This is a genomic window from Micromonospora sp. NPDC002575 (genome assembly GCF_042889525.1).
GTDB lineage: Bacteria > Actinomycetota > Actinomycetes > Mycobacteriales > Micromonosporaceae > Micromonospora > Micromonospora carbonacea.
On record NZ_JBIARA010000014.1, the window covers coordinates 106,029 to 126,212 of the forward strand.

At 74.6% G+C, this 20,184-nt stretch carries 17 protein-coding genes; 8 read left to right on the forward strand and 9 right to left on the reverse strand.

The window, feature by feature from the left end:
- Positions 1 to 31 precede the first annotated feature (31 nt).
- The 5 genes from ACFYWL_RS21255 to ACFYWL_RS21275 are packed head-to-tail and all read left to right on the forward strand — an operon-like array spanning position 32 to position 4,109.
- Entirely contained in the window at positions 32 to 952 is a 921-nt protein-coding gene (locus tag ACFYWL_RS21255) for a hypothetical protein (protein WP_386975224.1), read from the forward strand.
- Complete coding sequence (locus ACFYWL_RS21260) at positions 949 to 1,638, forward strand: hypothetical protein (protein WP_386975226.1); 690 nt, start codon at positions 949 to 951, stop codon at positions 1,636 to 1,638. The genes ACFYWL_RS21255 and ACFYWL_RS21260 overlap by 4 nt, the downstream gene beginning before the upstream one ends.
- On the forward strand, positions 1,635 to 2,825 hold the full coding sequence (locus ACFYWL_RS21265; RefSeq protein ID WP_386975228.1) for an acyl-CoA dehydrogenase family protein: 1,191 nt from the start codon (positions 1,635 to 1,637) through the stop codon (positions 2,823 to 2,825). Before ACFYWL_RS21260 ends, ACFYWL_RS21265 begins: the two co-directional genes overlap by 4 nt.
- Before the next feature lie 37 nt (positions 2,826 to 2,862).
- Positions 2,863 to 3,147, forward strand: a complete 285-nt coding sequence (locus ACFYWL_RS21270; RefSeq protein WP_386975230.1) for a phosphopantetheine-binding protein — start codon at positions 2,863 to 2,865, stop codon at positions 3,145 to 3,147.
- Positions 3,144 to 4,109 (forward strand): transglutaminase domain-containing protein, encoded by a 966-nt coding sequence (locus ACFYWL_RS21275; protein WP_386975232.1) that lies wholly within the window; start codon positions 3,144 to 3,146, stop codon positions 4,107 to 4,109. The genes ACFYWL_RS21270 and ACFYWL_RS21275 overlap by 4 nt, the downstream gene beginning before the upstream one ends.
- Here ACFYWL_RS21275 and ACFYWL_RS21280 read toward each other — a convergent pair.
- On the reverse strand, positions 4,106 to 6,811 hold the full coding sequence (locus tag ACFYWL_RS21280) for an excinuclease ABC subunit A (protein ID WP_386975234.1): 2,706 nt from the start codon (positions 6,809 to 6,811) through the stop codon (positions 4,106 to 4,108). The genes ACFYWL_RS21275 and ACFYWL_RS21280 overlap by 4 nt on opposite strands.
- Before the next feature lie 526 nt (positions 6,812 to 7,337).
- On the opposite strand from ACFYWL_RS21280, the gene ACFYWL_RS21285 reads away from it, so the two are divergent.
- From ACFYWL_RS21285 to ACFYWL_RS21295, 3 genes are all read left to right on the forward strand, one after another.
- Entirely contained in the window at positions 7,338 to 8,705 is a 1,368-nt protein-coding gene (locus ACFYWL_RS21285; RefSeq protein WP_386975236.1) for an aldehyde dehydrogenase family protein, read from the forward strand.
- 101 nt (positions 8,706 to 8,806) lie between these two features.
- On the forward strand, positions 8,807 to 9,667 hold the full coding sequence (locus ACFYWL_RS21290; RefSeq protein ID WP_386975238.1) for a transglutaminase domain-containing protein: 861 nt from the start codon (positions 8,807 to 8,809) through the stop codon (positions 9,665 to 9,667).
- Positions 9,668 to 9,808: 141 nt separating this feature from the next.
- On the forward strand, positions 9,809 to 10,483 hold the full coding sequence (locus tag ACFYWL_RS21295; RefSeq protein ID WP_386975240.1) for a LuxR C-terminal-related transcriptional regulator: 675 nt from the start codon (positions 9,809 to 9,811) through the stop codon (positions 10,481 to 10,483).
- On the opposite strand, the gene ACFYWL_RS21300 is transcribed toward ACFYWL_RS21295, so the two are convergent.
- The 8 genes from ACFYWL_RS21300 to ACFYWL_RS21335 are packed head-to-tail and all read right to left on the reverse strand — an operon-like array spanning position 10,484 to position 20,130.
- A complete protein-coding gene (locus tag ACFYWL_RS21300; RefSeq protein WP_386975242.1) occupies positions 10,484 to 11,530 on the reverse strand; it encodes an alcohol dehydrogenase catalytic domain-containing protein in 1,047 nt (348 codons plus the stop codon).
- Positions 11,527 to 13,383: a cellulase family glycosylhydrolase gene (locus ACFYWL_RS21305; protein WP_386975244.1), complete on the reverse strand. Its 1,857-nt coding sequence runs from the start codon at positions 13,381 to 13,383 to the stop codon at positions 11,527 to 11,529. Before ACFYWL_RS21305 ends, ACFYWL_RS21300 begins: the two co-directional genes overlap by 4 nt.
- A gap of 4 nt (positions 13,384 to 13,387) precedes the next feature.
- Positions 13,388 to 14,521: a DegT/DnrJ/EryC1/StrS family aminotransferase gene (locus ACFYWL_RS21310; protein WP_386975246.1), complete on the reverse strand. Its 1,134-nt coding sequence runs from the start codon at positions 14,519 to 14,521 to the stop codon at positions 13,388 to 13,390.
- Between the two features lie 29 nt (positions 14,522 to 14,550).
- Complete coding sequence (locus ACFYWL_RS21315) at positions 14,551 to 15,594, reverse strand: glycosyltransferase family 4 protein (RefSeq protein ID WP_386975248.1); 1,044 nt, start codon at positions 15,592 to 15,594, stop codon at positions 14,551 to 14,553.
- A complete protein-coding gene (locus ACFYWL_RS21320) occupies positions 15,591 to 16,550 on the reverse strand; it encodes an NAD-dependent epimerase/dehydratase family protein (protein WP_386975250.1) in 960 nt (319 codons plus the stop codon). Before ACFYWL_RS21320 ends, ACFYWL_RS21315 begins: the two co-directional genes overlap by 4 nt.
- Positions 16,543 to 17,853, reverse strand: a complete 1,311-nt coding sequence (locus ACFYWL_RS21325) for a nucleotide sugar dehydrogenase (protein WP_386975252.1) — start codon at positions 17,851 to 17,853, stop codon at positions 16,543 to 16,545. The genes ACFYWL_RS21320 and ACFYWL_RS21325 overlap by 8 nt, the downstream gene beginning before the upstream one ends.
- Positions 17,850 to 19,400 carry a class I adenylate-forming enzyme family protein gene (locus tag ACFYWL_RS21330; protein WP_386975254.1) on the reverse strand — a complete coding sequence of 517 codons (1,551 nt, stop codon included), beginning with the start codon at positions 19,398 to 19,400 and terminating at the stop codon, positions 17,850 to 17,852. The genes ACFYWL_RS21325 and ACFYWL_RS21330 overlap by 4 nt, the downstream gene beginning before the upstream one ends.
- Entirely contained in the window at positions 19,390 to 20,130 is a 741-nt protein-coding gene (locus ACFYWL_RS21335; protein WP_386975256.1) for an NDP-sugar synthase, read from the reverse strand. The genes ACFYWL_RS21330 and ACFYWL_RS21335 overlap by 11 nt, the downstream gene beginning before the upstream one ends.
- Positions 20,131 to 20,184: the final 54 nt, after the last annotated feature.

Consider the following 20,184-nt stretch of genomic DNA (forward strand, 5'->3'; position numbering starts at 1 on the left):
CCCGATCGAGCCCGCAGGAGGAGCCACCGGCATGTACATCACGGTTTCCCGACCGGCCGAAAACGGCCGGGCCGGGCCGCGGGAACTGCGCCTGGCCGCGGTCGCCCAGCGCACCGGGATCGACCGGCGCGAGTTCCGCCCGCACGACCACGACTACTTCCGCGACCTGTACGGCACCTTCGGGCTGGCGGCCGACCAGGAGGGGCTGGCGGCCGGGCGGGTGTCGTTCACCGACCTGGTCGCGGCCGTGCTGCCCGACCTGGACGGCCATGGCAACCGGTTCGACCTCGCCGTCATGGCCAGCGCGGCGCCGGACGCCGAGCCCGGCTTCCCGATGTGCTTCCTCGACTCGGCCGTCCCGGACGTCGGGCTGGTCTTCGGCGTCGCCGACCTGGGCCTGATCGGGGTGTTCACCGCGCTGTGGCTGGCCGAGAACCGCAGCCGGCTGGACGCCCGCCGGATCCTGGTGTTCGCCCTGGACCAGGCCAGCGTGCTGCACACCGAACCGGTGCCGGCGCACCTGCGGGTCGCCGAGGACGCGGTGACCGTGCTGGTCCTGGACGCCGACGCGGCGCACCGCGTCGAGACGGCGCAACCGTACCCCGTGCCGCCCGACGAGGTGGCGGCCTGCTGGTCGGCGCTGCTGGCCGGGGAGCAACCCGGGGCGGTCACCGCGCTGGCCGGGCCCGGCCTGGTGGCCGCCTGCGGCGACCGGCTCCCGGCGGGCACCGTCGCGGTGCCCGCCGGACGCCCGGCCAGCGGCATCTGGTCCGTGCTCGCCGCCGAGTGGGACGGCTGGCGTCGCACGGGCCGCCGGGTGCTGCTCGCCGACTACGACCCCGGGCTGGGCCAGTTCGCCCACTGCGCGATCACCGTTGAGCCCGGCCCCGCCGAGCCCGGCGCCGACGGCGCGCACATCGCCGACTCCGAGGAGCAGGAGAAGCAGCCATGACCAGAACAGGCACGGCCCTTGGCGCGGCGTGGCCGTCGATGCTCGCCGTCGCGCACGCGAGCGGCTGGCCGGCGGCGCTCACCGCGCTGCACGCCGCCGTCGATCCGGGGGTCGTGGTCCTCGGTCCGGCCGGTCACGGGCTGGTGCCCGACGAGCTGGCCGCGACCGCGGACCGACTGCGCCAGGGCGAGTGGGAATGGGCCCCGGACGACACCGTCGAGCGCCTGGACACCGGCGTACCCGGCCTGACCGGGTTGCGGGCCCGCCGGCCGGTGACCGCCGTCCGGGTGGCGGAGGCGCGGTCGTGGGCCACCGCGCTGGCCGGGCTGCGCCTCGGCCTGTCCTACCGGCTGCTCGAGGGCGCGCTGCGCTACCTCGACCGGCGGTACACCGGCGACGTGGTGCTGTTGCAGCACAGCGTGGTGAAGAGCGCGGTCGCCGACGTCGTCATGGAGCAGTTGCAGGTGCGCTGCGCGCTCGAAGGCGCCGGGCCCGACGGCCTCGACGCCCCGGCCGTCGCCGACCTGCACGCGCAGATCACCGCCGTCGACCGGGCCGGGGTCCGGCTGCTCGGCGCACACGGCTACGTCGAGGGCGGTCCGGGCAGCGCGGTGTACGTGTCCGAACTGCTCGCCGACGCCTACCGCGCCGGGGCCGGGTCGACGCCAGGGGGGTTCGACGAATGACCGAGCTCGAACCGCGGCTTCGCCGGTTGCAGGCCCAGGCCCGGGAATGGGCTGCGGAGATGCGTCCGTACGCCCTCGAGGTGGACCGGGACCCGGACGCGGTCGCCCGGGTGGCGCACCTGCCGGCGCTGGCCCGGGTGGCCGCCCTGCAGATCCCGCCGGAGTTCAACCCGGAACCGCTGGTGCTCGGCGACCAGACCTACTACCTCATGAGCGCGTCCGAGCGGGTGGTCTTCTTCGAGGAGGGGGCCTGCGCCGACCTGGGCATGATGCTCGGCTCGCCGGGCGGTCCCATGAGCGGCGTCGTGGTGGACGCGCTGGGCAGCCAGGAGCAGAAGGAGTGGTTCTTCGGTCGGCTGCTGGTCCGTCCGACCTGGACGTTCTTCGCCCTCTCCGAGCCCGAGCACGGCTCGGACGCCGCGAACATGGCGACCAGGCTGACGCCGTCCGCCGACCCGGACGGCCCGGCCCGACTCAACGGCGTCAAGCGCTACGTGGGCAACGCGGGACGGGCCGAGTTCGGCGTCGTCTTCGCCCGGACCGGGCCCGGTCCGCTGGGGTTCGCGGCCACGCTGGTCGACGCGACCGCCCCGGGGTTCGCCACCACCCCGGTGCGGACCATCGGCGTACGCGGGGCCGGGCTCGGCGAGATCACCCTCGACGACGTCGAGCTGCCGCCCGACCGGGTGCTCGGCGCCCACCTGCGGCCCAGCCGGCGCGGGATGGCCGCCTGGCTGCGCACGTTCAATCTGCTGCGCCCCGCGGTGGCGGTCATGGGGGTCGGCGTCGCCCGCGCCGCCTACGAGTACGTGCTGGCCGAGCGCAGCTCGTTGCGGGCCACCGAGCGGCTGCGCCTGGAGCGGATGGAGCGGGCCATCGCCACCACCCGGCGGATGCTGCGCGCCGCGGCCGCCGCGGTCGACCACGATCCGTCCGCCGGGCATCTCGCGTCGGCGGCGAAGGCCACCTCGGCGCGGCTGGCCGAACGCGTGACGCTGGCGGCCCTCGACTTCTTCGGCCCCGGGGCCCGGCTGGAACACCCGCTGCTGGACAAGCTGGTCCGCGACGCCGGTTCGGTGGAGTACATGGAGGGCACCAGCAACATCCAGCGGCTGGGCGTCTTCGGCGGCCTGCTGCGCGGCGCCTTCCCGCCGTTGCAGGCCGCCCGGCTGCCGACCGGAAGCTGATCCGACCGATGCCGACCGCGGAGGACAGGTGGGGACAATGACCGACGACATCGGCGAGCTGATGTCGGTCGTCGCGCACACGATGGGCGACGTGCTGCTGCGTGCGCCGCTGGCGCCGACCGAGGACTTCTTCGACAGCGGCGGCGACTCGATGCGGGCCGTCGAGGTGCTCTCCCGGCTGATCGAGCGGTACGAGCCGGTGGGCGAGGAGGCTGTCGAGCGGCTGCGCGCCGAACTCCTCACGGTGATCTTCGACGACGCCAGCCCCGCCGCGCTGGCCTCGGTCATCGTCGACCACCGCGGCGTCGAGGTGGAGACGTGACGACGACCCCGCGCAACGACGTGGCGGCCGGGGCCGAACCCGCCGCGGTCGACGAGCTCGCCTACTACGCCCGGCACAGCCCGGTCACCGACCCGGGAGCGCAGGCCGCCCGCCTGGTCGACCTGCCGACCGACCCGCTGGCCGTGCGCGCCGTGGTACGCGGGCTGTTCACCCACTTCCGGTCCACCGACCTGGCCGCCCTCGGCATCCCGGCCGGCCGGCTGGCCGAGGTCGACCTGCGCTACTCCGAGGCGATGCTGCGGCGCATCGTCGAGCTCGACGACCGGCCGATCGTCGAGGAGCGCCCGCCCAACCGGCGGATGGTCGGCAGCTGCCGCGACTACGCCGTGCTCTACCTGACCCTGCTGCGCCACGCCGGCGTGCCGGCCAGGGCCCGGGCCGGCTTCGCCTCGTACATCATTCCGGGCTGCACTATCGACCACGAGCTGGTCGAGGTGTGGGACGCCGGGCAGCGACGCTGGCGTCGGGTCGACGTCGAGCTGCCCGACGTGCACGTCGACGAGACCGACGGGGTGAGCTTCAGCTCGTCGGACGTCCCGCCCGACCGCTTCATCGTGGCCGGCGACGCCTGGCGGCGCTGCCGCAGCGGGCTGGCCGACCCGATGTCGTTCGTCGTCGACCCCGACTTCGAGGACGGGCTGACGAAGGGCTGGCCGTTCCTGCGGCACAACCTGGTCGACGACCTGGCCGGGCTGAACAAGGTGGAGATGCTGCGCTGGGACTACTGGGGCATGACCCGCCACGGCGAGATCAGCGCCGAGGACGGCGCGCTGCTCGACCGGGTGGCCGCGGTGACCACCCCGGAGGTCCCCTTCGACGAGGCCAGACGGCTGTACGCGGGGGAGCCCGAGCTGCTCGCCGTGCCCCGGCGGGTGCTCAGCTACAGCCCGACCGCGCCGGCCCCCGTCGAGGTGGAGCTGGTCGGCGGACTGGGCGGCTAGCCGCGCCCCGGCGTCTCCGGGGCGGGCCGTCGGGTCGCGGTCAGCGCCAGCTGACGGGCCAGGTAGGGCGAGATCGCGCTGTCCGGGTGGGTGGCGAGCAGCTCCGGCGGGCCGGCCGCGACCAGCCGGCCCCCGTCGTCGCCGCCGCCCGGTCCGAGATCGACGATCCAGTCGCTCGCGGCGGCGAACTCCACGCTGTGCTCGATGACGACCACCGTGTTGTCGCGGTCGACCAGGTCGTGCAGGACGTCGAGCAGCACCTGGACGTCGGAGAAGTGCAGGCCGGTGGTGGGCTCGTCGATCAGGTACAGGGTCCCGCCCTCGTCGCGCCGGAGCAGCTCGCGAGAGAGCTTCAGCCGCTGCGCCTCCCCGCCGCTGAGCGTCGCGGTGTCCTGCCCGAGCCGCAGATAGCCGAGCCCCACCTGGGACAGTGTGCGCAGCGGACAGGCGATCGCCGGGACGTCGGCGTAGAGCTCGATCGCCTCTCCGACCTCGAGTGCGAGCGTCTCGGCGATCGTGCGCCCACGGTGGGTGATCTCCAGGACGCGCGCCGAGTACCGTAGGCCGTCGCAGGACGGGCAGCGCACCGAGACGTCGGCGAGGAACAGCATCTCGACCCGGACCGCGCCCTTGCCCGCGCAGCGGTCGCAGCGCCCGCCCGCCTCGGTGTTGAAGCTGAACATCGCCGTGGAGTATCCGCGCCGCACGGCCTCGTCGGTGCGGGCGAACAGCTTGCGGAGCTCGTCGAACACCCCCAGGTAGGTGGCGGGCGTCGACCGGGACGACCCGCCGATCGAGTCCTGCGTCACGGTCGTCACCCGGCGGACGTGCTCCGCGCCGCGCAGCCGGTCGAACGGGCCGACGGGGGTGCGCCGCCACCGCACCGCGGCGTCGACGGCCGGCTGCAACGTCCGGGTGATCAGGGAGCTCTTGCCGCTCCCGCTCACGCCGGTGACGCAGGTCAGCACCCCGATCGGGATGGTGAGATCGACTCCGCGGAGGTTGTTCAGCCGGGCGCCGGTCAGTTCCAGCTTGCGGCCGTCCGGGCGGCGGCGCTCGGGCCGGGGGGAGACGACCGTCCGCTCGTTGCGAAGGTACGCGCTGGTGGCCGACGTGCCGTCGGCGATGACCTCGGCGGTCGGACCGGCCGCGACGACCAGTCCGCCGCGCGTCCCAGCGCCCGGCCCCATGTCGACCAGGTGGTCGGCCGCCTCCATCGTCTCCCTGTCGTGCTCGACCACGAGCACCGTGTTGCCCGCGTCGGCCAGCCGGCGCAGCATCCCGATCAGCCGCCCGTTGTCCCGGGCGTGCAGGCCGATCGACGGCTCGTCCAACACGTAGACGACACCGACCAGACCCGAGCCGAGTTGCCGGGCCAGCCGGAGCCGCTGGCCCTCGCCGGCCGAGAGCGTGGGCGCGGAGCGGTCGAGCGAGAGGTAGTGCAGGCCCACCTCGAGGAGGAACTCGACCCGGGCGTCAACGTGGTCGAGCAGCTCGGCGGAGAGCTCGGCCAGGAGACTGCCGGCCAGTTCGGCCCGGACCTCGGCGACCCAGTCCCGCAGCCGGGAGATCGCCAGCCCGTTGACCTCCGCGATGTTGCGGCCGGCCAGGCGCACCGCGAGCGCCTCCGCACAGTGCCGGGTGCCGCCGCAGGAGCCGCACCGCCGCTGGACCATGAAGTCCTGGTAGAACGACTTGCGCTCGGGCGAGTCGGCGTCCTTGAACAGCCGCTCGATGTGCTCGGTCAGGTCGCCCAGAATGCGGTGGCCGACCTCTGCGGGCAGGTCCTCCCAGGGGGTGTCCAGGCTCGCCCCCGCCTCGGCCAGCAGGTCCGGCAGATCCCGCTGCGGCCACCAGGTCTTCTTGCCGCGGCGGCGGTCGCCGTAGAAGGTGAGCGCACCGGAGCGGACCGACTCGCGGGCGTCGCCGACCAGTAGCGCGGCGTCGACCCGGTAGGTGTAGCCCAGCCCCTGGCAGTGGTCGCACATCCCGGCCGGTGAGTTCGGCGTGAACCAGTCCGACGACGTCGCGCGCACCTCGGTGCCGCAGTGCGGGCAGACCCAGCCGGCCGCGAGGTGGCGCACCGGCGTCCGGCCACGCAGCACGGTCAGCCGCTGCTCGGCCCGCAGCTCCCGTTCGACGAGGAGGCCGGCGTCGGCCAGCGTGTCGGCGTCCGGGGCGGCGTCCAGCCGCAGCACCTCCGTCTCGCCGCCGTCCGGCTCGGTGGCCACCAGCCGCACCGGCCCCTCGGCCGCCGCCTCGGCCAGCGCGGCGAGGTGCGCGGCGCTGTCCAGCGGCGCGACCTCGGTGCCGCACTTGCGGCAGTCGTGCCGTCCGGTACGGGCGAAGAGCAGGCGCAGGCGGTCGGAGATCTCGGTGATCGTGCCGACGTTCGACCGCGGGTTGCGGCTGATCGTCCGCTGCTCGATCGCCACCGTCGGGCTCAGGCCGCTGACCCAGTCGACCGTGGGTTTGCCGACCTTCGGCAGCCTGCGCCGCACGTGCGCGGAGAGGCTGTCGAGGTACTGCCGGTAACCCTCGGCGTAGATCGTGTCGAACGCCAGCGACGACTTGCCGCTGCCGGACACCCCGGTGAGGACGGTCAGACCGCCACGGGGCAGGGACAACTCCGCGATCCGCAGATTGTGCTGGCGGACACCGCGGAGCACGATACGCCCGGGATCCCGCACGTGTTCACCCATCGCCTGTCCTTTCCGGTGGTGCGCGGGGCGTCCTCGTCCACGCAGCCGTCGAGGGGCGGGGCGGTGGGCATTGTCGTCCCGGTCGCCACGCACGTGGCCGGTGCGGCAGCGGCTCTCGTTATGGACACCGGCGTGCGTGAGGGTCACGACAAACAAGCCACAACGGAGCGGCGAGCGCTCATGGGAGCAACCCTAAACGAGGCCGTTCGGATTGGCGAGGGCCTATTTGGGCTGCACTCCGACCTACCGCAATAGTGCCCGGATGGGCCGGTCGGACGACCTCGCGCCGCCCCGACACGGCTGTTACGGTTGCCGGAATAGCGGCCTCCCTCGGGTGTGGAGACGGTGTCCCGGAGCGGGTCCGGGATGGCTGCGGTACGAGCACCGGCGTCGGTAGCCGGTGGCAATCCACCAGGCCGAGGCTCCCAAGCGCGGAAACCCACCAATTTCACAATCGCTCCGGAATGCGGGGAGGTCTCGCAATGGACGACCGTAAGGCGGCAGGCGTCACCGGGGACGGTCCGGCGTGACGGCGCTCGACGTGGTGGACCCCGCCACCGGCGCCGTGTTCGCCTCCGCGCCGGTCTGCACCGTGGCCGAGCTCGACGCCACGATCGCCGCCGCCGCGGCGGCCGCTCCCGGGTGGGCCGCGCTCCCGCTCGACGAGCGCCGCGCCCGGCTGCGTGCCTGCGGAGCCGCGCTCGCCGACGCCGCCGAGGAGGTCGCCGCGCTGCTCAGCCGCGAGCAGGGCAAGCCGCTGGCCGCCGCACGCGCCGAGGTGGACCTGTCCTCCGGCTGGTTCGGGCACACCGCCGACCTGCCCGACGCCGACGAGGAGGTCGACGCGGGCCCGGGCGCTTCGATCGCGATCGGCCGGGTGCCGCACGGCGTGGTGGCCGCGATCGCACCCTCGAACTTCCCGATCATCCTGGCGGTGTGCAAGGTCGCGCCGGCGCTCCTGGCGGGCAACGTGGTGGTGCTCAAACCGTCGCCCGAGACGCCGCTGGCCACGCTGCGGACGGGCGAGCTGCTCGCGCCGCACCTGCCCCCCGGCGTGCTGTCGGTCGTCTCCGGCGACCACGCCCTGGGCAAGGCGTTGACCACGCACCCGGGCATCGACATGGTGTCGTTCACCGGCTCGGTCGGCACCGGGCAGGCGATCGCCGAACAGGCCGCCGGCCGGTTCCTGCCGGTGGTGCTCGAGTTGGGGGGCAACGACGCCGCGGTGGTGCTGCCCGACGCCGACGTGACGGCGCTGGCGCCGGCGCTGTTCGCCGGCGCGATGGTCAACAGCGGCCAGTTCTGCGCGGCCATCAAGCGGATCTACGTCAGCGGCGCACAGGCCGGCGAACTGGTCGCCGCCCTGGCGAAGCTGGCCTCGGAGGCGGTCGTCGGCGTCGGCAGCGACCCCGCCACCGAGTACGGCCCACTGGTGAGCCGCGCCCAGCTCGACCGCGTCGGCGCGCTGGTGGACGAGGCCGCCGCCGCCGGCGCGCGGGTGGTGACCGGCGGCGCCCGGCTGCCCCGGCCCGGCTGGTTCTACCCGCCGACCATCGTCACCGACCTCCCGCCCGGCACCGATCTGGAGCTGGAGGAGCAGTTCGGCCCGGTGATCCCGGTGATCGCCTACGACGACCTCGACGAGGCGATCGCACGTGCCAACGGCACGCGCTACGGGCTCGGCGCGTCGCTCTGGGGGGACGCCGAACGTGCCCGTGCGCTGGCGGCCCGGCTGACCTGCGGCACCGTCTGGATCAACGCGCACGGGGCGCTGCGCCACGACACCCCGTTCGGTGGGGTGCGCAGCTCCGGCGCCGGCGTCGAGTACGGCTGGTGGGGGCTGCTCGAATACACGCGGATCAAGGTCGTCCACGAGCTCCACCCGGGAGGGTGATCCCCGGCCGCATCCGACACCGACCGCTCGGCTGCGGTAGGGCCGCTACCCTGGCAGACGGCTCTCGCCTGCCCGACCATCCGCGCCGACCGAGGACGTGCATGTCAAGCAACTGGTCCGTGCACAGCGCCTACTCCGATCCCGGCCGTCACCGGGCGCTGCTCGCGGAACTGCGCGGCGAGGTGCCGCGCATCTGCGCGGCTGCGCGCAACGTCATCGCGCACTATCGCATCGAACTGCCCGAGCTGCCCCCGCAGCGGCACGACGAGATACACAGCCGCTGGTTGGAAGCCATCCTGGAGCTCGACCAACAGCGCCACCCGGAGCCGCTGGCGACACCGAGGGCGACCGCGGAGAAGGTCGCCGGCTGCTGCCGCGACCACGTGCTGTTCGTCGTCGGCGCGCTACGCGACCGTGGTGTCGCGGCGCGCAGCCGCATCGGGTTCGCCTCCTACCTGGCCGAGGGCTACTTCCTGGACCACGTCGTCGCCGAGTACCGGACCGGCGACCGGTGGCGCCGCGTCGACCCCGAGTTCGCCCCCGGCTCGGTCGAGTTCGACGTCGAGGACATGCCGACCGGGCCGAGCGCCCCGTTCCGGACCGCGGCGCAGGTCTGGCTGGCCCACCGGTCGGGGGAGACCGACGCCGAGCTGTACCGGGTGTTCCCGGAGTCAGCGCTGGGTGGGCCGAGCTTCATCCGCGACAGCGTCGTCACCGAGCTCGCCCATCGGCAGAAGGACGAGCTGCTGCTCTGGGACGCCTGGGGCGACGCGGCGCACCAGGTCGACGATTCGCTGGTCGACGAGCTGGCCGGCCTGCTCGTCCGGGCCGACGCCGGCGACGACACCGCCGAGCGCGAGCTGGCCCGGCGCTACCGCGACGACCCGCGCCTGCACCCCGGCGACGTCGTCACCCAGTACTCCCCCTACGGCCAGCCGCCTCGCGTGGTCCGGCTGCGCTGAACCGTCGACGGTCGCGCCATAGCCGTTCGCGCAGGGTCATCCGTGCGCTCGTCCGGATCTTCCGGTTGACCGCCCCGGGAGCGACGCTGGTCACAGGATCATGAGTCGAAGCCGGAACGACGCGATTCGGGGGACGGTCACATGGCGAAAGCAAACTCGATCGATCAAACGGCACGGCCCGCCGATGCCCCGGCCTCGATCGGGGTGGCCGTGCTGGTCGGCAACGAGGTCACCCGACGAGGGCTCGAGTCCATCCTGAACGACCTGCCGGGGGTCGCCGAGGTCTCCTACCACCAGGGTGTGGCCGAGGCCCAGGCTGCGCTCGCGACCGGGCGGGTCGACGTCCTGCTGGTCACCAGCTCGGCCGGCAGGGCGGCGCTGTCGGTGGCCGGGGGCGGGGCCAGGATTCTCGTCCTGGTGGACGACGGCAGCGGCGTCCAGGAGCTGTTCGGCGCCGCGGCGCGCCCGCCCGACGGCATCGTGCTGCTGGCCGACCTGACGCCGGACGGGCTGGCCGAGGCACTGCACCGGACCGCCACCGGGCAGATCCACGTGCCCGACCGGCTGGCCCGCGAGCTGATGGACCAGGCCAGGGTGGAGTTGTCCACGCCGGCGCACCCGGCGCGGCTCACCGCCCGGGAGAGGGAGGCGATGGGGCTGATGGCCGAGGGCATGAGCAACAAGCAGATCGCCGGACGCCTGGGCATCTCCAGTCACGGGGCCAAGCGGCTGGTGGCCAGCCTGATGCTCAAGCTCGGCTCGCCGAACCGGACCGCGGCCGTGGTCAACGCGATCAAGTCCGGGCTGGTCCGGTGATCAGCACGGGTCCGCCGACGGCATCAGGATGACCTTGTCCGCGACCCGCGTGTCGAACAGCTCGTAGCCGCGGGCCGCCTCGGTCAGCGGCAGCCGGTGCGAGACCAGGACGCTCGGGTCGACGCGACCGGTGCGCAGCAACGCCATCACCGGGTCGCGGGAGCGGATCGGGTCACCCACCGCGAACCGCAGGGTGAGTTCCTGGACGAACGCCCGGCCGGCCGGGAAGGCGACGTCGACGCCGTGCGCGCCGACGACAAGCACCGTGCCGCGCGGCCCCGCCGCGTCGACCGCGCAGGCCAGCGCCGCCCCGGAGCCGACCGCCTCGATGACGACCGCGGCCTCGTCCCGGCCGCGCGTCCGGGCCATCGTGGCGGCGAACCGTCCGGGCTCCACCACCGTCGGCACCAGCGCGCCCGCCCGCTCCCGCCGGGCCGGGTCGACGTCGCAGACCACGACCGTGGCGCCCAGCTCGGCTGCGCACAGCGCGGCCATCAGCCCGACCGGCCCGGCCCCGACGACCCCGACCAGGCGACCCGGCCCGACGTGCGCGTCGGTGACCGCGGCGTGGGCGGTGGCCAGGACGTCCGCGGCGAACAGCGCCTGCTCGTCGGTGACCGCCGCCGGCACCGGCCCCAGCACGACGTCGGCGAACGGCACCCGGACGTACTCGGCCTGCCCGCCGGCGACGGCGTCGCCGACGACGGTGGAGTAGCCGAACAGCGTGGCCGACGGGCAGTGGTAGTGCCAGCCGCGGGCGCACCGCGGACACCGGCCGCAGCCGATCAGGTACGAGGCGACGACCCGGTCGCCGACCGCGTACGGCACCTGGGACCCACGCTCGGTGACCACCCCGGCGAACTCGTGCCCGAGCACGGTGCCCGGGGCGAAGCCGGGCATCTCGCCGCGGTAGGGATGCAGGTCACTGCCGCAGATCGCGGCGCGGGTGACGCGCACGACGGCGTCGCGTTCGGACTCCAGCCGGGGCATCGGAAGGTCGTCGACGACCTCGACGTGCCGCGGGCCGCGGTAGACGACCCCCCTCACGCCGTGCCCACCGTGGTCGCGGTCGCCGTGCGGGCAGTCATCGGGAGTCGCGTCACGGTCCAGCCCTTCTCGGTGAGGTCGACGACCAGATCCGCGTCGGGGTCGTCGCCGTACCGGCCGACCCGCACGGTCACCGCGCGGTCGCGGTGGTTGACCAGGGCGACGCCGCCGTCGACCGGCACGACCTCGACCTCCGGGTCCGAGCACCGCACGGCGGGACGGACCCCGGCCAGCTCGGTGATCCGCCGGTAGAACCGTTCCCACGGGGCGAGCGCGAAGCGCCCGGCCGCGTCGAGCTGGCGTTCGAACGGGACGTTGGTGAACACCAGCCGGCCCGCGCCGACGGCGTTGACCACGACGGCCGGCGTGCCGTCCGGGTACGCGGCCAGCACCCGGCCGGAGGTCGCCCGGAGCGTGGTGGGCACCGCGCCCGCGACGGTCCAGTCCACCGGCAGCACCTCGCCGTCCCAGACGATCTCCTGCCGGTCCCGGCCGGTCAGGTCGTAGTCGACGATCTCGGCGCCGACCAGCTCCGCGCCGGGGAAGCCGTGCAGGTGGTCGCCCAGCGAGTAGTACACGGTGGCGCCCCGGCGCAGGGCGGCCCGCAGGTGCTCCAGGTCGGCCAGCGTCACCTGGTCGACCGACGGGCAGACCAGCAGCCGGTGCCCGGCGGCCGGGGTCGCCACCACGTCCACGTCCAGGTGCAGGCGTTTGAGCAACAGGTAGGCGAAGAACGGCGAGACGGCGTCGCGGTGGGGGTCCAGGTAGGACCCGCCGCCGGCGGGCTGCCCGGTCACCGGCCACACCGCGATCCCGGCCGGCTCGACCGTGCGGGCCAGCGCCGGTGCGGCGTCGACGACCTGCCGGTAGGCCGCCATGGCCGGCTTGGGCGTCCCGTCGGCGCGGTGCAGCCCGACCAGGCGCTCGGCCGGACGCCGGTCGTAGGGCTCGGCGGTGGAGGTGGTGTCCTGCCAGCACCACACGATCACCCCGGCCGCGCCGTTGGCCAGCACCGAGGCGACCGCGGCGCGCAGATAGGCCGCGGCGACCTCGTCGCCCGCGCCGTACGTGCCGAGCTCGTCGACCAGGGCCACCCCGTACGCGCCGGCCAGCCGGGCCAGGAACGCCGGCAGGTGGGTGGCCTTCGGCGACAGCGTGGACTCGATGTGCCCGGGCGACCAGAGCGGGAACCCGTGCACCGCCAGCAGGTCGAGGGCACCGCCGGTGGCCGGCCCGAAGGCCGATCCGCCGAGCACGGTCAGCGCGTTGTTGGCCTGGCAGACCAGCGCCTCGGGGGCCACCTGCCGGATCGCGCCGACCAGCCGTCCGTACCAGCGGGCGACCTCGGCCGGCGTCAGCGTCGCGGCCTCGTCCGGGTCCACGTTGGAGATCTCGTCGCCGAGGTCGAGCGCGAGGACGTTCGGGCGGTCGGCGACCGCGGCGGCCACCGCCCGCACGAACGTCTCCTGGGCCGCCAGCATCTCCGGGTCGCGCCACAGGCTGCGCCCGCGCCGCCACGGCAGGTCCAGCAGCTGGCCGTTCATGAACAGGGTCAGCACCGACAGCACGCAGCTCAGGCCGGCGGCCTCGGCCAGCTCGACCAGCCGGCGCAGCCGGGCCAGCGCCGGCGTGTCGACGCGCCCGGGATCCGGGTGGAAGTCGCGCCAGAAGACGAACACCCGGACGGTGTTGAGGCCGGCCTCGGCGATCCGGCGCAGGTCGGCCGCGACGACGTCGGGATCCCAGTCGACCCACAGCCGGCAGCCGGCATGGACCGGGAAGTAGGTGACCCCGAGGGCGGTGAACGGCCGCTCGTCCCGCAGCAGGCGGCCCTCGTGCAGGCGGAACCCCATCGCGTCAGCCCTCCCGCGCGGGGGTGTGCAGCGCGTCCGCCAGCGTGTGCACGACCCGCCGCACGTCGTCCTCGTCCATCCCGCGATGCAGCGGCAGCGACAGCAGCCGGTCGGCGATGGCGTCGGTGACCGGCAACGGGCAGGCCGCGGCGGCGTAGTAGCTGAGCCGGTGCATCGGCGGGTAGTGCACCGAGGTCTGCACGCCCGCGGCGAGCAGGGCGGCGCGGACCGGCCCGCGGTCGGTCCCGGCGGGCAGCACGACCGGCATCAGGTGGTGCGCGGAATCCTCGGCCCCCCGGTCGGTGAACGGCACGACCAGCCCGGGCAGCGCGCCGAGCAGGTCGCGGTAGCCGGCGGTGAGCGCCCGTCGGATCCGGCGGTCGACGCCGAGCCGGCCCAGCTGGACCCGGCCGATGGCCGAGGTCAGATCGGTCGGCCGGTAGTTCAGCCCGAGGTCGGCGACGTCGTAGCCACCGGACCCGCCGGTCATCCGCTGCTGCGGCGACGTGCCGATGGAGTGCGAGCGCATCAGGCGGATCCGGTCGAGCAGCGCGGCGTCGCGGGCCAGCACCATGCCGCCCTCGCCCGCGGTGACGTTCTTGGTGGCGTGGAAGCTGAAGCAGCCGACGTCGCCCCAGGTGCCCAGCATCCGGCCGGCCACGCACACGCCCGGCGCGTGCGCGCTGTCCTCGATCAACCGCAGTCGACCGGCCCGGCACAGCTGCGCCAGCGCGGCGATGTCGGCCTGGTAGCCGGCGTAGTGCACGGTGATCACCGCCCGGGTCCGGTGGGTGATCAGCCGTTCCACCTCGGCCGCGGTCAGCACCGGGTCCCCGGCCGCGCGCACGTCGGCGAACACCGGGGTGGCCCGGTGCAGGGCGACGACCTCGGCGGCGGCGACGAAGCCCAGCGCGGGGATGATCACCTCGTCGCCCGGGCCCAGGTCGAGCGCGGCGACGGCCAGGTGCAGAGCGGCGGTCCCGCTGCTCACGGCCACCGCCTGCGGGGCGTCGTGTGCCGCGGCGAACTCCCGCTCGAACGCCTCGGTCACCGGCCCGGCCGACAGCCACCCGGACCGCAGCACGGCCACCACGGCGTCGATCTCCTCCTGGCCGATCACCGGGTCGGCCAGCCGCACCGCGGAATCCGTCGCGGCGCCCGCCGCCGTCACCGCTCACCGCCGGAGATCGGCAGCCGCGCGGACGCCACCGGGTAGCCCGCGGCCACCGCCGCCGCCACCTGCGCCCAGGTGTTCTCCCGCTCGACCCGCCTGCGGCCCGCCGCGCCCATCGCGCGGCGTCTCGGCTCGTCGGCCAGCAGGCCGACCAGCGCCTCGGCCAGCGCGCCGGGCTCGGCGTCGACCACCAGGCCGTCCACGCCGTGCCGGACCACCTCGCGCGCCCCCTGGAACGGGCCGCTGACCACCGGCGTGCCGCACGCCCATGCCTCGACGAAGACCAGCGGGTACACGTCGGAGGTCGAGGGCAGGCAGAGCAGGTCCGCGGCGGCCAGGAGTTGGTGCTTGACCGTGGCGTCGACGACGCCGAAGTCGTGCAGCCCGTCGGCGGCCGAGGTGGCCGGGCCGTCCGCGCCCGGCCCGGCCAGCCAGAACGCCGTCCCCGGGCGGCTCAGGCGGACCAACGGCGCAGCCGCGAGCAGCACCGGGTAGCCCTTGAACGCGGTCCGACGCCCCAGGAACAGCACGGTTCCGGTGCTCCCGGCGAACCGGGCCCGCAGCCCGCTCGGGTCCACCGTTCCGTCCAGGTGCGGGGCCTGCGGGACGTACCGGATCGCCGCCGGATCCGCTCCGGCGGCGATGGCGTTGTCGGCCTCGGCCCTGGTCAGCACGTAGACCGCGGTGGCCGCCCGACAGGCCGCCCGACCCAGCTCGGGATCGGGCCAGAGCTCGACGGCGGTCGCCGGGGTGAGCACGAACGGGCACCCGAGGTCGGTGGCGGCGCTCAGCGCCATCGCCACCTGCCGCGGGCGGGCGAGGTCGAAGGCGTGGACCACGTCCGGGCGTCCGAACTCGCGCGGGTCGGCGATGCGCGGCCACGGGCCGGCGTCGGACGCCGGCGGTGGCAGCGAGTCGGTCAGCAGGGCGCCCGTGTGCCCGTGCGTCGCGAGGTGCTCGGCGGTCTTCCAGGCCATCCGCTCGGCTCCGCTCCACTCGCCGCCGTAGCCGCCGAAGGCGATCATGATCCGGCTCACGACGCGCTCCGGTGCGCCGCGTACCAGTCGAACGTCGACCGGAGCCCGGCGTCGAGGGTGACGGCCGGCTCGTAGCCGGTCAGCCCCCGCAGCCGGGTCAGGTCGGGCAGCCGGCGGCGCGGGCCGCCGGGGACCGGCCGCACGGCGAACTCGGGGCGCAGCCCGGCGAGGGCGCAGATCCGTCGGGCGAGGTCGAGAATCTCGACCTCCTCCCGGTCGTTGCCGATGTTGACGACCAGCGGCTCCGGCTCAGGCAACGCGCACAGCCGCAGCACCGCCTCGACCGCGTCGTCGACGTGGCAGAACGCCCTGGTCTGCTGCCCGCCGTAGAGCGGGAACGGGTCGGTGCCGGCCAGGGCCCGCTCGATCAGCTGCGGCACCACGTGCTCGTTGCCCATCCGCGGGCCGTAGACGTTGTAGAAGCGGGCCACCCGCACCCGGCCCGGCGGGCCGGCGTGCAGGAACAGGTACTCGGCGACGAGCTTGCTCAACGCGTACGACGTGCGCGGGGATCGCGGCTCGCACAGCACGAACGGCGCGTCTTCCGGGACCGGCAGCTCGGCCAGCCCCGCGGTCGCGGCGCCGTCGCCGACCTCGCTGGTCGAGCTGAGGAACAGCACGCTCGGCTGGGTCCGGGCGCACCAGTCGAGCAGCGAGACGGTGGCCAGCACGTTGGTGCGCATGGTGTGCACCGGCCGGTCGGTGACCCGCTGCACGCCGACCACCCCGGCCAGGTGGTAGACGGCGTCGAACCGGTCGAGGTCCGCGGGCAGCGGTGTGGTCAGGTCGTGGCGGACCAGCTGCACGTCGCCGGCGAGGGCGTGCAGCTCGGGGTCGTCGACGCCGCGGGAGAAGTCGTCCAGGACGGTGACCTGCACGCCCTCGTCGAGTAGTCGTCGCACCAGGTGCAGGCCGATGAACCCGGCCCCACCGGTGACCAGGGCGCGGTCAGCCACGGCCGAGCCGCAGGTAGGTGAGCCCCTCGACGCCGGTGAGCTCGGCGTCGAGCAGGCCCCACATGTCGAACACGACGCCGCGCCCGCGCATCCGGCCCAGCAGCCGGTCCCCGGTGAGCGTGGCGTAGCCGGGGTGGTCGGACAGCAGCACGACCGCGTCGGCGTCGGCCACCCCCTCGTCCAGCCCGACCGGTTGGTAGCCGAGCTCGGCGATCCGCTCCGGGCGGACGATCGGGTCGTGGCCGGCCAGCGTGCGCACCCGGCCGCGCAGCAGGGCGGCCACCTCGGTGGCGGCGCTGCCGCGCACGTCGTCGGTCTCCGGGCGGCCCTTGTAGGCGATGCCACACACCAGGACCTTCGCGTCGGCGAGCCGGCCGGGGTCCGGGTCGGTCAGGGCCGCGACCACCCGCTCGACCACGTGGCCGGGCACGCGTTCGTTGGCCCGCCGGGCCGCGGCGACCATCGGCATCTCGGTGTGGCCGGCCGCGGCTGCGCTGTGCATCAGCAGGTACGGGTCCTTCGTCAGGCAGCTACCGCCGACGAAGCCGGGTCGGGACAGGTCGGGCCGGGGGTAGCGGAGGTTGGCGGAGGCGATCAGCTCGGTGGCGTCCAGGCCGAAGGCCGTGGCGGCCAGCGCCACCTCGTTGCCGAACCCGTAGATCAGGTCGGTGTGCGCGTTGCAGATCAGCTTGATCATTTCGGCGGCCTCCAACGAGGACACCAGCACCCGGTCCGGGCAGACCGCCGCGAACAGGGCCTCGGCCCGCTTGGCCGAGGCGTCGTCCAGGCCCCCGATGATCTGCGGGAGCGAGGCCAGCTCGGCCATCGCCGAGCCCTGGATGATCCGCTCGGGGCAGAAGGCCAGCAGCGGGGACGCCGTGACCTGCCGCATGGCCGGCTCGACGAGATCGCGGCAGGTGCCGACGGGCACGGTGCTGCGTACCACGAGCAGCGTGTCCGGGGTGATCCGCGCGGCTGCGGCGGTGACCGCGGCCCGCAGCGGGCCCAGGTTGCAGCGGCCGGTGGCCGGGTCGACCGCGGTCCCCACGCAGATGATCACCGCGTCGGGCACCGAGTCGGGCAGCCGGTCGGCCACGGTGAGCGCGCCGTCGTCCAGCGCGGCCAGCGCCTCGGCCAGGCCCGGTTCGAAGAACGGCGGCCGGGCCTGTGTCACCGCGTCCCGGACGTCGGGGTTGACGTCGACTCCGACGACGCGGACTCCGGCGCGGGCCAGGGCGACGGCGAGCGGCAGGCCGACGTAGCCGAGTCCGACGACGGCGACCTCTGGCGGTGGTGTGGTCATGTTCGGGTGCTCCTCCTCGTGGCGGTGGCGCCGCCCGGCGCACCGACGCCCCGACCGGCGATCAGGTCCCGCAGCGCGGGGGCGGCGACCTTGCCGAGCGCGGTGCGCGGCAGCCGGTCGACGGCATGGACGTGATGTGGAACCTCGTAGGCGGTCAGCCGCTGCCGGCAGCCGGCGACCACCGCCGCCGGTTCGGTGCCGGGCGCCAGCTCGACCACGGCGTGGATCTCCTCGTTGCCGCGGGCGTCCGGCAGCCCACAGACGTGCACCGCCCGCACGCCGGGCAGCTCGCCGATCAGCCGCTCCAGCCTGCGCGGGTTGACCTTGCGGCCGCCGACGTTGATGAAGGTCGCCTTGCGGCCGACGATCGTCACGTCCCCGACGCCGTCGACGTCGACCAGATCGCCGGTGTCGTAGTAGCCGTCGGGGCGCAGCGCCCCGCCCCCGCCCCGGCCGACGTAGCCGGTGAACATCGTCGAGGTCCGCACCAGCAGACGCCCGGCGTCGGAGTCCTGGACCGGCTCGACCCGCCACTGCACGCCGGGGACGAATCCGCCGACGCCCTCGGCCGGCCACGGCCGGGGCCGGCCGAACTGGCAGGCGATCAGCCCGGTCTCGGTCGAGCCGTAGATCTGGCGGACCGGGCAGCCGAGGCGGTCGGCGGCAGCCGCGGCGGCGACCGTGGTGAGCGGTCCGCCCGAGCAGAGGGCGACCCGCAGCCGGTCCGGCCGACGCCGCCCGTACAGCAGGTCCGGGACCAGGCCGTACACGAACGGCGTGGCCAGCAGCGCGGTCGCGCCCGCGTCGAGCCCCTCGACCAGGCCGCGCCCGGTGAACCGCGCCAGCAGCGCAAGTGTGCCGCCGGACAGCACCGCGGCGCACAACGCCCCGACGAACCCGAACGAGTGCGCGAGCGGAACCGCGGCCAGGATCGTGTCCTGCTCGTCCAGGTCGAACAGGTCGCGGTACAGCGCGCCCCCGCGCAACGCCGAGCCCAGTGCGACCGCGGCCACCCGGGGTTCGCCGGTCGATCCGGAGGTCAGTTGCAGCACGGTCGCCGGACCGGGTGCGGGGTCCGGCCACTTTGCCTGCGGCGCGCCAGCGATCAGGTCCTCGACGGCCAGCCAGCGCAGCTTCCCCGTCGCAGTGGGCCGCGGGCCGTCCACCGCCGCGACCACCGCGCCCGGCCGGGCCGCGTACACGGCGGACAACGGGTCGGCCAGATAGGAGCTGTCGTGCTCGACCAGGACGACGTCGAACCCGGCGGACAGCAGGCCGAGCAGCACGGCCGCGTGCGCGCCGGTGTTGACCGTCGCCGCCACGACCGCGCGGCCGGCGGGCAGCTCGGCGGTCGCGCGGGCGGCCACTCGCCGCGCGGTCGCGGCCAGCTCCCGCCAGGTCGTCTCGGACCAGCCGGCGGCCGTGCGCCAGCGCACGGCCGGGGCGTCCGGGCGTCGGTCGGCGTGGGCCGTCAGCCGCTCCCGCAGCGCGGCGACGGCGTCGTGGTCGGCCAGCGGCGCGTCCGCCGGACGTCGGTCAGCTGGCATGCGAAACCCGCAAGCCGTCCCGGCCGACGCCGGGTAGGTAGACCTCGGGGGTGTCGGTGAACTCGGCCACCGCCTGCTCGTAGCGGCCCGGGGTGCCGATGTCGTGCCAGCTGCCGGTGAACCGGTAGGCCCCGACCGACCGGCCCGCGCCGATCAGCGCGGTGATCAGGTCGGGCATGTCGACCACCGACTCCGCGGCGATGAACGAGCGCACGGACGGGTCGACGACGTAGACACCCATGCTGACGTCGACCCGGACGCGGGGCTTCTCGGTCACCCGGTACACCCGGTCGTCGGCGATCTCGAGGGCGCCGGAGTCGATCGTCACCTCGGTCTGCCGACAGGCGATCGTCATCGCGCAGCCGCTGCTCCGGTGCACCCGGTGCACGTCGGCGAAGTCCAGGGTGGTGAGCACGTCGCCGTTGAGCACCAGTGCCGGCTCGTCCCAGTCCGCGACCAGCAGCAGCGGGCCGGCGGTGCCCCGGGGCTGGGCGTCCACCGAGAAGTCGACCACCATGCCCTCCGGGATGGCCTCGAACAGGTGCTCGCGGATGGCTGTCTGCAGGTGCGACACACAGAGCGTGACCCGTTCGACCCCGCAACCGCGCAGCTGCCGCAGGAGGATGTCGAGCAGCGGCTGGCCCCCGATGTCCATCAGGATCTTCGGTCGCTCCGCGGTGAGCGGCAGCAGGCGTCGCGCCTTGCCCCCGGCGAAGATGATTGCGCGCACATCAACTCCCACTCATCGGGTCGGCCGGGTAGTCGGCGACGATTAACGCAAGCG